Source organism: Pseudomonas taiwanensis (assembly GCF_013393345.1).
GTDB lineage: Bacteria > Pseudomonadota > Gammaproteobacteria > Pseudomonadales > Pseudomonadaceae > Metapseudomonas > Metapseudomonas resinovorans_C.
On record NZ_QJRF01000074.1, the window covers coordinates 52,657 to 64,799 of the forward strand.

At 65.3% G+C, this 12,143-nt stretch carries 12 protein-coding genes; 7 read left to right on the forward strand and 5 right to left on the reverse strand.

Features of this window, described 5'->3' with window-relative positions; genetic code table 11:
• Positions 1 to 14: 14 nt before the first annotated feature.
• A complete protein-coding gene (gene acnA / locus DM872_RS25450) occupies positions 15 to 2,705 on the reverse strand; it encodes an aconitate hydratase AcnA (RefSeq protein ID WP_179062013.1) in 2,691 nt (896 codons plus the stop codon).
• A gap of 211 nt (positions 2,706 to 2,916) precedes the next feature.
• Between acnA and rlmM the strand changes: the two genes are divergently transcribed.
• The gene (gene rlmM, locus DM872_RS25455) at positions 2,917 to 3,966 is read left to right on the forward strand and encodes a 23S rRNA (cytidine(2498)-2'-O)-methyltransferase RlmM (protein WP_179062014.1); all 1,050 of its coding nucleotides are present in this window, start codon (positions 2,917 to 2,919) and stop codon (positions 3,964 to 3,966) included.
• Positions 3,967 to 4,241: 275 nt separating this feature from the next.
• Here rlmM and DM872_RS25460 read toward each other — a convergent pair whose 3' ends face one another.
• Together DM872_RS25460 and DM872_RS25465 are read right to left on the reverse strand one after the other, a co-directional pair.
• The gene (locus DM872_RS25460) at positions 4,242 to 4,409 is read right to left on the reverse strand and encodes a hypothetical protein (RefSeq protein ID WP_179062015.1); all 168 of its coding nucleotides are present in this window, start codon (positions 4,407 to 4,409) and stop codon (positions 4,242 to 4,244) included.
• A 37-nt stretch (positions 4,410 to 4,446) separates the two neighbouring features.
• On the reverse strand, positions 4,447 to 5,991 hold the full coding sequence (locus DM872_RS25465; RefSeq protein ID WP_179062016.1) for an alpha/beta hydrolase: 1,545 nt from the start codon (positions 5,989 to 5,991) through the stop codon (positions 4,447 to 4,449).
• Positions 5,992 to 6,158: 167 nt separating this feature from the next.
• Here DM872_RS25465 and tusA point away from each other — a divergent pair, with 167 nt between their 5' ends.
• Both tusA and DM872_RS25475 read left to right on the forward strand, forming a co-directional pair.
• Positions 6,159 to 6,398, forward strand: a complete 240-nt coding sequence (gene tusA / locus DM872_RS25470) for a sulfurtransferase TusA (RefSeq protein ID WP_077526325.1) — start codon at positions 6,159 to 6,161, stop codon at positions 6,396 to 6,398.
• The gene (locus DM872_RS25475) at positions 6,398 to 6,853 is read left to right on the forward strand and encodes a gamma-glutamylcyclotransferase family protein (protein ID WP_179062017.1); all 456 of its coding nucleotides are present in this window, start codon (positions 6,398 to 6,400) and stop codon (positions 6,851 to 6,853) included. The genes tusA and DM872_RS25475 overlap by 1 nt, the downstream gene beginning before the upstream one ends.
• A gap of 48 nt (positions 6,854 to 6,901) precedes the next feature.
• Here DM872_RS25475 and DM872_RS25480 read toward each other — a convergent pair whose 3' ends face one another.
• Entirely contained in the window at positions 6,902 to 8,284 is a 1,383-nt protein-coding gene (locus DM872_RS25480) for an MATE family efflux transporter (protein ID WP_179062018.1), read from the reverse strand.
• 268 nt (positions 8,285 to 8,552) lie between these two features.
• On the opposite strand from DM872_RS25480, the gene pdxB reads away from it, so the two are divergent.
• The gene (gene pdxB, locus DM872_RS25485; RefSeq protein WP_179062019.1) at positions 8,553 to 9,695 is read left to right on the forward strand and encodes a 4-phosphoerythronate dehydrogenase PdxB; all 1,143 of its coding nucleotides are present in this window, start codon (positions 8,553 to 8,555) and stop codon (positions 9,693 to 9,695) included.
• 35 nt (positions 9,696 to 9,730) lie between these two features.
• Here pdxB and DM872_RS25490 read toward each other — a convergent pair whose 3' ends face one another.
• Complete coding sequence (locus tag DM872_RS25490; protein WP_179062020.1) at positions 9,731 to 9,907, reverse strand: PA1571 family protein; 177 nt, start codon at positions 9,905 to 9,907, stop codon at positions 9,731 to 9,733.
• A gap of 192 nt (positions 9,908 to 10,099) precedes the next feature.
• Between DM872_RS25490 and DM872_RS25495 the strand changes: the two genes are divergently transcribed.
• From DM872_RS25495 to DM872_RS25505, 3 genes are all read left to right on the forward strand, one after another.
• Entirely contained in the window at positions 10,100 to 11,227 is a 1,128-nt protein-coding gene (locus tag DM872_RS25495; protein WP_179062021.1) for an ATP-NAD kinase family protein, read from the forward strand.
• A gap of 71 nt (positions 11,228 to 11,298) precedes the next feature.
• A complete protein-coding gene (locus tag DM872_RS25500; protein WP_179062022.1) occupies positions 11,299 to 11,739 on the forward strand; it encodes a thiol-disulfide oxidoreductase DCC family protein in 441 nt (146 codons plus the stop codon).
• Complete coding sequence (locus tag DM872_RS25505; RefSeq protein ID WP_179062023.1) at positions 11,726 to 12,136, forward strand: DoxX-like family protein; 411 nt, start codon at positions 11,726 to 11,728, stop codon at positions 12,134 to 12,136. The genes DM872_RS25500 and DM872_RS25505 overlap by 14 nt, the downstream gene beginning before the upstream one ends.
• Positions 12,137 to 12,143 lie beyond the last annotated feature (7 nt).

The window sequence follows — 12,143 nt, forward strand, 5'->3', positions numbered from 1 at the left end:
GGTGGGAGGACGTTTCAGCCGGCGAGCAACTGCCGCAGCACGTAATGAAGGATGCCCCCGGCCTTGAAGTACTCCACTTCATTCAGGGTATCGATGCGGCAGAGCAGGTCGGTGCGGTCCTTGGAACCGTCCTCACGGATGATTTCCAGACTGAGGTCCATGTGTGGACGCAGGCTGGCGCTCTCCAGGCCGCTGATGGCCAGGGTTTCCTTGCCAGTCAGGTTAAGGGTCTTGCGATCCTGGCCATCCTTGAACTGCAGAGGCAGGACGCCCATACCCACCAGGTTGGAGCGGTGGATGCGCTCGAAGCTCTCGGCGATGACTGCCTTGATACCCAGCAGGTTGGTGCCCTTGGCGGCCCAGTCGCGGGAGGAACCGGTGCCGTATTCCTTGCCGGCGATTATCACCAGCGGCGTGCCTTCCGACTGATAGCGCATGGCGGCATCGTAGATGGCCAGCTTCTCGCCGCTGGGGATGTGCAGGGTGTTGCCGCCTTCCTCGCCGCCGAGCATTTCGTTGCGAATGCGGATATTGGCGAAGGTGCCGCGCATCATCACTTCATGGTTCCCGCGCCTCGACCCATAGGAGTTGAAGTCCGCCGGGGCCACGCCGTGCTCACGCAGGTAGCGCCCGGCCGGGCTGTCGGCCTTGATATTGCCGGCAGGCGAGATGTGGTCGGTGGTCACCGAGTCGCCCAACAGGGCGAGGATGCGCGCCTGGCGCACATCCTCCACCTTCGGCGGGGCGCCGGTGATTTCGGCGAAGAAGGGCGGGTGCTGGATATAGGTCGAGTCGGCCTGCCAGGCGTAGGTATCGGACTCCGGTACCGCGATCGACCGCCACTTTTCGTCGCCGGCGAAGACCTCGGCGTATTCCTTGCGGAACATCGCGGTGTCCACTTTCCGGATGGCTTCGGCGATTTCTTTTTGGCTCGGCCAGATGTCCTTGAGGTAGACCGGCTGACCATCGCTACCTACGCCCAGCGGCTGGCTGCCGAGGTCCAGGCGCACGCTGCCGGCCAGGGCATAGGCGACCACCAGGGGCGGGGAGGCCAGCCAGTTGGCTTTGACCAGCGGGTGAACCCGACCTTCGAAGTTGCGGTTGCCGGACAGCACCGAGGCGACAGTAAGGTCAGCTTGCTGGATGGCTTGCTCGATGGGGTCCAGCAGGGGGCCGGAGTTGCCGATGCAGGTCGTGCAGCCGTAGCCCACCAAATTGAAGCCGAGCTGGTCCAGGTAGGCGGTAAGGCCGGCGGCGCGGAAGTATTCGGTCACCACCTTGGAGCCGGGAGCCAGTGAGGACTTGACCCAGGGTTTCCGTCGCAGGCCCTTTTCCACGGCTTTCTTCGCGACCAGGCCGGCGGCCATCATCACGCTGGGGTTGGAGGTGTTGGTGCAGGAGGTGATCGCGGCGATGACCACCGCCCCGTCGTCGAGGCTGAACCGCTCGCCGTCATCCAGCGTCACGCTGACGCTTTCAGCGGCGCGGGCTCCTGCGGGCCTGACCTGAAGGTCCAGCAGATCACTGAAGGCGCCGGGTACCTGGGGCAGCGGCACGCGATCCTGCGGGCGCCGGGGGCCGGCCAAGCTGGCTTCGACGCTGCCGAGGTCCAGCGAAAGCGAATCGGTGAACACCGGCTCATGGCCCGGTTCGCGCCACAGTCCCTGGGCCTTGCTATAGGCCTCCACCAGTTGCACGGTTTCCTCCGGCCGACCGGACAGGCGCAGGTAGCCCAGGGTGATGTCGTCCACCGGGAAGAAGCCGCAGGTGGCACCGTATTCCGGGGCCATGTTGGCGATGGTGGCGCGATCGGCCAGGGGCAGGTCGGCCAGTCCGTCGCCATAGAATTCGACGAATTTTCCCACCACACCTTTCTTGCGCAGCATCTGGGTGACGGTGAGCACCAGGTCGGTGGCGGTGATGCCTTCACGCAGCTTGCCGGTGAGCTTGAAGCCGATCACCTCGGGAATCAGCATCGACACCGGCTGGCCAAGCATGGCCGCTTCGGCCTCGATGCCGCCGACGCCCCAGCCGAGCACACCCAGGCCATTGATCATGGTGGTGTGGGAGTCGGTACCCACCAGCGTGTCGGGGAAGGCATAGGTGAGCCCGTCCTCTTCGCGGGTCCAGACGGTGCGGGCGAGGTACTCGAGGTTGACCTGGTGGCAGATGCCGGTGCCGGGCGGCACCACGCTGAAGTTGTCGAAAGCCCGCTGACCCCAGCGGAGGAACGCATAGCGCTCGCCATTGCGCTGCATCTCGATCTCGACGTTCTGCTCGAAGGCGGCCTGGGAGGCAAAGCGGTCCACCATCACCGAGTGATCGATCACCAGATCCACTGGCGACAGCGGGTTGATCCGCTGCGGGTCGCCGCCCGCCGCGGCCACGGCGGCGCGCATGGCGGCCAGGTCCACCACCGCAGGCACCCCGGTGAAATCCTGCATCAGCACGCGCGCAGGGCGGTACTGGATTTCGCGATCCGAGCTGCGTGGGCCGAGCCAGTCGGCCAGGGCCTTGAGGTCGGCGGCAGTGACGGTTTCGTTGTCCTCCCAGCGCAACAGGTTTTCCAGCAACACCTTCATCGACATGGGCAGCCTGTCGATCGCGCCCAGGCGCTTGGCTGCCTCGGGCAGGCTGAAGTAGTGGTAGGTCTTGCCGGCGATTTCCAGGCTGCGGCGGCAGTTCAGGCTATCCAGGGAAGGCATCGGATTTCTCCTTGAGGCCCACACGGCATGGGCCGGCTGCTCGTACGGAATCTAAAACCCTAGCTCTGCTTGGAGGGTCTTGCCATTTCAGCCGACCGTCAGGCGGGAGTGGGGTTCCCCTCGCGGTTGTATCCGGCTGTAGGAAATTCCTTCCTGGCCTGTGTGAAAACGGGCGTCGCGCAACTATAGTGCGCGCCCAGGAGGAACCCCGATGAACACCTTGCTGTTGCACTGCCGCCCCGGTTTCGAGGGCGAGGTCTGCGCCGAAATGACCGAGCACGCCGCCCACCTCGATGTGGCCGGCTACTCCAGGGCCAAGCCGCAGAGCGCCTGCGCCGAATTCGTCTGCACCGAGCCCGGTGGCGCCGAACGGCTGATGCGCAAAGTGCGTTTCAGCCAGTTGATCTTCCCGCGCCAGTGGGCCCGTGGCGAATATGTCGACCTGCCGGAAACCGACCGCATCGGCGTGCTGCTGGAAGCGCTGGGCGATTACCCGGTGTGCGGCAGCCTCTGGCTGGAGGTGCTGGACACCAACGAGGGCAAGGAGCTGTCGACCTTCTGCCGCAAGTTCGAAAAGCCTTTGCGCGCTGCCCTGACCAAGGCCGGCAAGCTCAAGGACGATCCGCAGCTGCCGCGCCTGCTGCTGACCTTCCGCAGCGGGCGCCAGGCCTTCGTTGGTCTGGCCGAATCGAACAATTCGGCACTCTGGCCCATGGGAATCCCGCGCCTGAAGTTTCCCCGCGAGGCGCCGAGCCGCTCCACCCTCAAGCTGGAGGAAGCCTGGCATCAGTTCATTCCACGCAACCAGTGGGATGCGCGCCTTGCGCCCGGCATGACGGCCGTCGATCTCGGCGCCGCGCCGGGTGGCTGGACCTGGCAACTGGTGCAGCGGGAGATCAAGGTCACCGCCGTCGACAATGGTCCGATGGCGGAGAGCCTGATGTATTCCGGCTTTGTCGAGCATCAACGCGCTGACGGTTTCACCTTCAAGCCGCGCCGGCCGGTCAACTGGATGGTGTGCGACATCGTCGAGAAACCCGCCCGTACCGCCGCGATGATTGAGACCTGGCTCGGCGAGGGCTGGTGCCAGGAGGCGGTGGTCAACCTCAAGCTGCCCATGAAGCAACGCTATGCCGAAGTGCAGAAGTTGCTGGCACGCATCGAGGCCGGAATGAAGGGCAGGGGGCTCAAGGTGTCCATCGCCTGCAAGCAGCTCTATCACGATCGCGAAGAAGTGACCTGCCACCTGCGCAGGTTGTAATCGCGGGAGCTGCGGATTGTTTTCTTGTAGGGGCGAATTCATTGGCTATGTCTGCGTTAGCTGTTGCCAACCTTCAACAGTCGGTCCAGGTGCCTTGTAGGAGCTAGCTTGCTAGCGAAAAGGAGCCATTCGCTGGCAAGCCAGCTCCTACGGGCAATGCAGCTACTTGCAACACTTACTGCAGACACAGCCAATTCATTCGCCAAGCAGGCCGCAGGTCTGCCCTTCAAGGCCTGATAGCGCAGCTGCGCTGCCCTTGGCGAATGAATTCGCCCCTACAGCTCCATCCGCTCCACCCAGTAACTCTGCTTGTGCCCCCGCGCCTGGTACTCCGCCATCAATTGCTCCGCTTCGCCACGGCTCAGTCCGGCGCGCAGGACGAATACGTTGCCGTTGTCGTCCAGCCGCTTGACGCACCAGTTGCGCTGAAGGAAATCGGGCATGGCGCAGCTCCTGCAAAGCTCCATGCTGCGCCGTCTTTCACTGGCTGGCGAGCGGTGCTTCCAGGGGCAGGAGCGACGGCAGGCTGACGAGTCCCTTCAGCGTCGTCACGCCGGGACTCCAGGAACTGTTGAACAGGTACTGGCCGCTGAAACCGCTGACCTGTAGACCCAGTTCATCGCCGGGCTGGAGCAGGGCGCTGGCGACGGCGAGATCGACCCGGCCAGTCTTGAGCGGCGTGCTCTGTTCGCTGAGCGCTTCGACCTTGCCGCCGGCACGTCGCACCGCCAGCGAGGCGAACAGCAGTGGCGCATCGGCGTCGCGATCCAGTTCCAGGCGCACGCCGCCTACCAGTCCGCTCGTTGCCTCGACCTTGCGCAGGGGAATGAAGCTGGACGGGCTGAGCCAGCCGCTGGTCAGCGGGCGGACACGGGTTTCAGGCAGGGGCTGGAGTGCATCGGCTTGGGGAAGTCGTTGCAGTGCCAGCCCGTGGTCCAGGTCGAGGCTGAGGCAAAGGTCCGGTACGCTATCGGCAGCTCCGGGCCGCCCACGCAGTTTGTCTTCATACCAGGCGACTACTGCCTGGTAGAGGTTAATGGCGCGATCACCGCAATGCAGGACCGGCTCGTTGTTGAAGGGTGGTAGACCACTCCACTGTTGCAGTGGCGGCGGCAGGATATGCCCGCCCTGCATGCCCAGCAGACGGACATCGGCGTCGCCTTGCTCCAGGCAGTCGCGAGTGGCCAGGCCCTGGTCGAGGGGGAAAAGCGTATCCCGCAGGCCCTGGATCAGTAGCGCATCGGCATGGGGGCGCTGGCCGCGCTGGCAATAGCTGACGAGGCTGTGGGCCTTGAGTTCGGCCTGCACCTGGGGCGTCATCTCGCCGCCGGCGCTTTTCAGGTAAGGCGCCTGGACGAACTTACCCAGGTCGTAGCCCGTGGCGAGGCCCAGGCTCAGCAATACGCCGGTCCAGCCCACCTTCATGTGTCCGCCCGGTGCCAGGGCTTCCGACAGGTCGTACCAGGTGGCGATGGGCACGATAGCGTCGATGCGCGGGTCTTCCGCAGAAGCCAGTAGCTGCACGGCGCCGCCGTAGCTTTCGCCCAGCATGCCGACACGTGGGTCGCCGGGGCTGTCCATGCTCAGGCGTGGCAGGTGGCTGGCGGCCCAATCGATGACTGCGAGTGCGTCCTGCACCTCGTAGCGCGGGTCCATCATCTCGATGTTTCCGTCGCTGCCGCCCCAGCCGCGCTGGTCGTAGCTGATCACCCAGAATCCTGCACGCCAGGCCTTGAGCGCCGCGCGCCCGGACATCATCTGCTGGCCATAGAAACCCTCCGGTCCGGTCACTCGCCATCCGCCCCAGCCGTGGGTGTGCACCACGACAGGAGCCTGCTCCCCTTGCTTGAGGGCGGGTTGGAAGACGGTGGCGGACAGCAGCGTGCCGTCGCGAGCGGTAATGACGGTTTCGAAATGGGTCGCAGGCAGCTCGCGATCGGCGAGGGTGCTGAAGTCGGGGAGCTGTTCGCGGGCGGCACAGCCGTTGAGCAAGAGGAGGGCGAGTAACAAGCTGGCGAGGTGCATCGGAGGACCGCTGGCAGGAATGACCGCCTCAGCTTGCCCGAGCGCAAGGCGGGAAAGAGCCCATCCAAGGTTGTGCGGCGTTGTGGCCAGACGTCGCAGCACGGGCTTCAAGGCTGGGCGGGCAACCGGCTTTGCGCCACAATAGCTGCCAGTTTTCGGAGTGCCCCATGTCCCAACAGCCTGATGCCATTCTCGACGCCACCGGCCTGAACTGCCCAGAGCCAGTGATGATGCTGCACAACAAGGTGCGAGACCTGCCGGCCGGCGGCCTGCTCAAAGTCATCGCCACCGATCCGTCCACGCGCCGCGACATCCCCAAGTTCTGCGTCTTCCTCGGCCATGAACTGCTGGATCAGTCGGAAGAGGCCGGTACCTACTTCTACTGGATTCGCAAGAAGTCCGACTGATGCCCTTCTACTTCGCCTACGGTTCGAACATGAATCCGGCGCGCATGCGCAGTCGTGGCCTGGCCTTCAGCGAAGCCCTCGCCGGGCGCCTGGAAGGTTATGCCCTGTGCTTCAATAAGCGCGCCCATGACCGTCCCGGCCGTTCCTACGCCAACATCCGTTATCAGCGGGACGGCGTGGTGGAGGGTGTGCTCTACCGTCTGGAGCACGAGGACGAGATCTGGAAGATGGACCCTTTCGAAGGCACACCGATCTTCTACAGCCGGGAGCGCATGCCTGTCGTCACCGCCCGGGGTGTGCAATCTGCCTGGGTCTATGTGGCCAATCCGGCCATGCGCGAGGACGGTCTGTGGCCGACCCGCAGCTACCTGGAACACCTGCTGGCTGGCCGGGAATTCCTGACGCCTGCGTACTGGGAGAACCTGGCTGCCGTTCCGGCCCATGCCGACGAGTGATACGTCCATGTACAAGAAAAAAGGGCCGCTTGAAGCGGCCCTTTTTCGTTAGCTGCGAATCCTCGCTCGCGCACTGCGTGCCAGCCGCAGGCTCAGTAGCAGCGCCGCGCAGGTCAGGCCCACGACCAGACCCTGCCAGAGCCCCTTGGGACCGCTGGGTTCGCCCAGCCAGTCGGAGAGACCGAGGGCATAACCCACGGGCAGACCGATGCCCCAGTAGGCGAACAGCGTGATGATCATGGTCGCGCGGGTGTCCTGATAGCCGCGCAAGGCGCCGGCGGCGGCGACCTGGATGGCATCGGAGAACTGGAACAGCGCGGAGTAGACAATCAGCATCGCCGCCACGGCGATCACCTGCGGATCGGGAGAGTACATCTTCGCGATCAGCTCACGGCACAGCAGCATCAGACTCGCCGAGATGCAGGCGTAGGCCAGCGCGGTACCGATACCGACTCCCGCCGCGAAGCGCGCCGCCCGTGGATCGCCGCGGCCCAGGGCCTGGCCCACGCGCACGGTGACAGCCATTGCCAGGGCGTAGGGGATCATGAAGATCAGCGCGCTGAAGTTCAGGGCGATCTGGTGGCCGGCGACCACGGTGGCGCCCAGGCCGCCGATCAGCAGGGCGATCACGGCGAAGATGCTCGACTCGGCGAACACCGCGACGCCGATGGGGACACCCACCGAGAGCAGGCGTTTGATCAGCGGCAGTTGCGGCCGTTCGAAGCGCTCGAACAGCTTGCTCGGCTTGTACGCCGGTGCGCGGGTCACCCAGGTCAGCATGCCCAGCAGCATGAACCACATCACCGTGCCGCTGGCCCAGCCGCAGCCCACGCCACCCAGGGCGGGCATGCCGAAGTGGCCGTAGATCAGGATGTAGTTCAACGGAATGTTCAGCAGCAGGCCGCAGATGCCCAGCACCATGCTCGGACGCGTGCGGCCCAGACCATCGCTGAAGCAGCGCAGTACGTAGTAGAGCGCCACGGCGGGGAAGCCGAAGGCGATGCCGTGCAGGTATCCCATGGCCGGGTCGATCAGCTCCTGGTCTACGCCCATCAGCTCGAGAACAGGGCGCGCGTTGACCAGCAGCAGAGCGCCGCTGAGGCCGACCGCCAGCGCCAGCCAGAGGCCCTGGCGTACCAGTGGGCCGATCTCTTCCTGCTTGCCGGCGCCAAAGCGCTCGGCAACCTTGGCGGTGGTGGCGAGGAGGATGCCGGTCATCAACAGGAAGACCGGAATCCAGATGGAGTTGCCGAGCGCCACGGCGGCGAGGTCGCGCGGGCTGACGCGGCCAGCCATGACGGCATCGACGAAGCCCATGGCGGTGTTGGAGAGCTGGGCGATCATGATGGGGGCCGCCAGCTTGAGCAGCGCGCGCAGTTCCGTGCTGGCGCGACTGAATCGGGTTTCTGCGTGATTCACTGAGAGTTCCATATCGATAAGGCGTCCTCCGGGCGTGCCGGTGGTGTCCATGCTGAGAGTGGCTGAAAGGGGTCTGGACGTTGCCTGGTCACGACGGGCTCGCGACGGTTCACTATCCCAGCCTTTGCAGAAGAGGCTGCCGGCGGAACGGGATGTGGAGGCTGAGGGACCGGTAGTCTACGCCCTGACGTGACGGTCAGAAAAGAGGGACAGCGGGTTGCCGCGCGGGCGTAGGACCGGGTGATTGCGTAGAATAGCGGTCTCTCTGCAGGAGCCTGCCATGCGAATAGTTGCCGACGAAAACATCCCCCTGGTCGACGCCTTCTTCGGCGCCCTGGGTGAAATCCGCCGCCTGCCGGGCCGCGCCATCGATGCGGCAGCCCTGGCAGACACCGACCTGCTGCTGGTGCGCTCGGTGACCCGCGTCGATCGTGCGCTCCTGGCGGGCAGTCCGGTGCGATTCGTCGGCACCTGCACCATTGGCACCGACCATCTCGACCTCGAGTATTTCGCTGAAGCGGGCATCGCCTGGTCCAGTGCGCCCGGTTGCAACGCCCGGGGCGTGGTCGACTATGTGCTGGGCAGCTTGTTGCTGCTGGCCGAAGACGAAGGCGTCCGGCTCGCCTCGCGCACCTTTGGCGTGGTGGGCGCCGGCCAGGTTGGCGGGCGTCTGGTGGATGTATTGCGTGGCCTCGGCTGGCCGGTGCTGGTCTGCGATCCGCTGCGCCAGGCCGCTGAGGGCGGTGATTTCGTCGACCTGGAAACCATCCTCCGCGAGTGCGATGCCATCAGCCTGCACACGCCGCTGGACAACGCTGGCGACCACCCGACCCATCACTTGCTTGACGCTGAGCGGCTGGAGCGCCTGCGACCCTGCGCCTGGCTGGTCAACGCCAGTCGCGGCGCAGTGGTCGACAACCGCGCATTGCTTGATCTGCTGGGCCGTCGCAAGGACCTGCGCGCGGTGTTGGACGTCTGGGAGGGCGAGCCCGTGGCGGACGTCGAACTGGCGCGCCTGTGCCGTATCGCCACGCCTCACATCGCCGGCTACAGCCTTGATGGCAAGCTGCGCGGCACCGCGCAGATCTATCAGGCGTGGTGCCGCTTCAGTGGCCAGGCGGAAAGCGTACAACTGGATGAGTTGTTGCCGACGCCCTGGCTGGAGGAACTGACCCTTGATGCCAGCTGCGATCTCGACTGGGCACTGGCGACCCTGTGCCGCGCGGTGTACGACCCGCGCCGCGACGATGCGGACTTCCGCCGTAGCCTCGTGGGCGATGAGCTGCAACGCCGCGCCGCCTTCGATGCCCTGCGCAAGCACTATCCGGTGCGACGGGAAATCGACGGGCTGCGGGTACGTTTGACGGGAGAGGCGCCGAAGTTGGCGGAGATGGTTCGGGCGCTCGGGGCCGAGCTGGTTTAGATAATGGGCCCGGGATTGCCCCGGGCCCAGGCGCGTCAGGCCTTTCTCAGCTCGGATGCCAGCTGCTTGTGCAGCTCCTGGCAGGCGCGCTGGATCATGATTTCGGTGATCGGAATCTCACGGCCTTCGGCGTCGATGATCGCGCCGCCGACGGGACGACGCGGTTGCAGCGGGATCACGCGGCTATCGGTAGTGCTGTCGTGCAAGCTCATGGCCTGTCTCCTCATTCAGGTAATGCGCGCAGTCTAGGTAGGGCATATGAACGCGCAGTGACAGTTGGCGCGACGGGTGCGCCGGAAAAACGAAAGACCAGGAAACACTAGCAGCGAATATGCCAACTGCGAGCGTCCTGGTCCTGGTGGATGGACCCCCTGCGTGGGGCGAGAGTTCAGTACGAGGTAAGCATGTCTCTGTTCCACATGGGTCTGATCATCAATCCCCTCGCCGGTCTGGGCGGCCCGGCAGCGCTCAAGGGCAGCGACGGAGTCGCCGCGGATGCCCTCGCCAGAGGCGCCGAGCCTCGATCGGCTGCCCGCACGCGTCTCGCCCTGGAATGCCTGTTGCCGCTTGTCGGGCGTATCCAGTTCGTCACCTTCCCCGGTCCGATGGGCGCCGACCTGCTGGCGGAGATGGGGTTTTCCCATCGCGTCCTGGGGCATCTCGACGGTCCCGTCACCAGTGCTGACGATACGCGCCACGCTGTCGATGCCCTGCAGGATGCCGGAGTGGCGCTGATCCTCTTCGCAGGGGGTGACGGTACGGCGCGGGATGTCAGCGCGGCGATTCGTGGCGATCAGCCGGTGCTGGGTATTCCCGCCGGGGTGAAGATCCACTCCGGCGTCTACGCCATCAGCCCGCGAGCCGCCGGGGAATTGGCGCGGCGCCTGGTGGAAGGCGGGCTCGTGCGTCTGGCCAGTGGCGAGGTGCGCGACCAGGACGAGACCGCCCTTCGCGACGGCAAGGTGGCGGCGCGCTGGTACGGCGAGCTGACGGTACCGGTGGAAGGCCACTTCATGCAGCACGTCAAGCAAGGCGGCATGGAGTCGGAAGAGTTGGTGCTGGTGGATCTTGCCGACTGGCTGAGCGACAGCTGGGAGGAGGGCGTGCGTTATGTGTTCGGGCCGGGCTCCACGCTCCATGGCCTGGCCGCCAACCTGGGCCTGGAGACGACGTTGCTGGGCGTGGATGTGATCGAGAACGGCGCGGTGATCGCCCGTGACGTCACCGAAGCGCAACTGTTCGAGCTCGTGGATGGGCATCCCGCGCGGCTGCTCGTCACCGCCATCGGCGGCCAGGGGCACATCATCGGTCGTGGCAACCAGCAGATCAGCCCGCGGGTACTGCGTGCCATCGGCCTGGAACACCTGCGGGTGGTGGCCACCAAGCGCAAGCTCGGCACCCTGGAAGGCCGGCCGCTACTGGTGGACAGCGGCGATCCGGCACTGGACGACGCTTTCCCCGACGCGGTGCGGGTCTGGGCCGGTTACAAGGAAGAGCTGCTCTACCCGCTCGGGTGGGGCGACGAGGGCTGACGCCGCTCGCTGGTTTCCACGGGGATCGGATACCATCGACGACACTTTCCCGTAGATGCAGGAGCATCGCGATGGATGTCGAGCAGTACCCGCCCCACGTTCGACCCGGCGAGCGCATCGTGCTGTTCGACGGGGTCTGCAAGCTCTGCAACGGTTGGGCGAGGTTCCTGATTCGCCATGACCGGGCGCGAGTATTCAAGCTCGCGTCGGTGCAGTCCGCGGAAGGGCAGGCAATCCTCCGCTGGTTCGGCCTGCCTACGGATAGCTTTGCAACCATGCTGTATGTCGAAGGCCGGGAGTTGTTCGTCCGCTCCGAGGCCATTGCACGCATCGTTCGCCAGTTGCCGGCGCCCTGGCCGCTATTGGGTGTATTCCGCATCCTGCCGCTGGCCTTGCGGGACTGGTGCTACGACCGTATTGCCTTGAATCGCTACCGCCTCTTCGGCAGGTATGACGTCTGCCTGTTACCGTCGCCCGACCATGAGGGGCGCTTTCTGAATGCCGATCGCTGAGCTGCGACGCTTCGCAATGCTCGCCCGTTGTGGGCTGGCACTCCTGTTCCTCTATCACGGACTGGTGCCGAAGCTGCTCTGGCTGAGCGCCGACGAGAGGCTGATGATCGCCGCCCACGGCCTCACGCATGTCGAGCTGGTAGCGACCCTGGCCGGACTGGCGGAAATCATCCTCGCGCTGATCCTCTTGGGCGTACGCCAGTCGCGCTGGCCCCTCGCACTCGCGGCGCTGCTGCTGGCAGGGCTGCTGCTGGACGTGGCCTTGTTCACGCCGGGCCTGCTGATCCAGGCATTCAACCCGCTCTCCACCAACCTGGTCGCGTTGTGCCTCTGCCTGGTGGGTTGGTGGGCCGAAACCCCTGTATGCAGCGAGCAATCCCTTGCACAACCCGACTGAGTCCCTC

What these genes read in the sequence shown, in the direction of transcription:
- DM872_RS25500 (WP_179062022.1), top strand. Translation starts at nt 11,299, where the DNA reads ATGGATGTCGAGCAGTACCCGCCCCACGTTCGACCCGGCGAGCGCATC.
- DM872_RS25465 (WP_179062016.1), bottom strand. Translation starts at nt 5,991, where the DNA reads ATGCACCTCGCCAGCTTGTTACTCGCCCTCCTCTTGCTCAACGGCTGT.
- DM872_RS25460 (WP_179062015.1), bottom strand. Translation starts at nt 4,409, where the DNA reads ATGCCCGATTTCCTTCAGCGCAACTGGTGCGTCAAGCGGCTGGACGAC.
- DM872_RS25505 (WP_179062023.1), top strand. Translation starts at nt 11,726, where the DNA reads ATGCCGATCGCTGAGCTGCGACGCTTCGCAATGCTCGCCCGTTGTGGG.
- DM872_RS25495 (WP_179062021.1), top strand. Translation starts at nt 10,100, where the DNA reads ATGTCTCTGTTCCACATGGGTCTGATCATCAATCCCCTCGCCGGTCTG.
- rlmM (WP_179062014.1), top strand. Translation starts at nt 2,917, where the DNA reads ATGAACACCTTGCTGTTGCACTGCCGCCCCGGTTTCGAGGGCGAGGTC.
- DM872_RS25490 (WP_179062020.1), bottom strand. Translation starts at nt 9,907, where the DNA reads ATGAGCTTGCACGACAGCACTACCGATAGCCGCGTGATCCCGCTGCAA.
- acnA (WP_179062013.1), bottom strand. Translation starts at nt 2,705, where the DNA reads ATGCCTTCCCTGGATAGCCTGAACTGCCGCCGCAGCCTGGAAATCGCC.
- DM872_RS25475 (WP_179062017.1), top strand. Translation starts at nt 6,398, where the DNA reads ATGCCCTTCTACTTCGCCTACGGTTCGAACATGAATCCGGCGCGCATG.
- DM872_RS25480 (WP_179062018.1), bottom strand. Translation starts at nt 8,284, where the DNA reads ATGGAACTCTCAGTGAATCACGCAGAAACCCGATTCAGTCGCGCCAGC.
- tusA (WP_077526325.1), top strand. Translation starts at nt 6,159, where the DNA reads ATGTCCCAACAGCCTGATGCCATTCTCGACGCCACCGGCCTGAACTGC.
- pdxB (WP_179062019.1), top strand. Translation starts at nt 8,553, where the DNA reads ATGCGAATAGTTGCCGACGAAAACATCCCCCTGGTCGACGCCTTCTTC.